The sequence below is a fragment of the Pseudomonas sp. JV245A genome (assembly GCF_032424515.1).
Classification (GTDB): Bacteria; Pseudomonadota; Gammaproteobacteria; order Pseudomonadales; family Pseudomonadaceae; genus Aquipseudomonas; species Aquipseudomonas protegens.
The window spans coordinates 1-489 of record NZ_VYKE01000534.1; the positions used below are offsets into that span (position 1 = coordinate 1).

Genomic DNA, 489 nt, shown 5'->3' on the forward strand with positions numbered 1-489 from the left:
CTTCGCTGGCAAGCCAGCTCCTGCAGGGGTAGGTGCGGGCGCAGTGGTGTCAGCCCAGGGGGCGGAAGTAACCGGCCAGTTGCTGCAGGTCCTGTTCGTTGAGCAGGCCGGCGTAGTACTTGAGCTGGATCCGCGCCAAGAGGTAGGCATGACGGGCATCCGCCAGGTCGCGGCGGGCGGTGAACAGTTGTTGCTCGGCGTCCAGTACATCCAGGTTGACCCGCTCGCCGCCGTGCACGCTCTTCTGGGTCGCGGTCACCAGGGCCTCGGCGGAGCTGACGGCCATTTCATAGGCCCGGACCTTGGCCGCGGCGCTGGTGTTGAGGTTGAACTGCTTGCGCAGTTCGTTGAGGGTGGTGGCGGTCTTGGCATCCAGTTCGAACTGGGCCTGGGACAGCTGGCTGGCCGCCTGGCGGGTCGAGGCCGATACCGAGCCACCGGCAAACAGCGGCAGGCTGACCTGGATGCCCACGGTATTGGTGTCGTACT

General features: G+C 66.1%; 1 protein-coding gene. It reads right to left on the reverse strand.

Annotated features, from left to right (window positions below; all coding sequences use genetic code 11):
• Positions 1–49 precede the first annotated feature (49 nt).
• Positions 50–489: TolC family protein (locus F6S12_RS32885; protein WP_315870006.1), on the reverse strand; the 440-nt coding region annotated here is incomplete at its 5' end.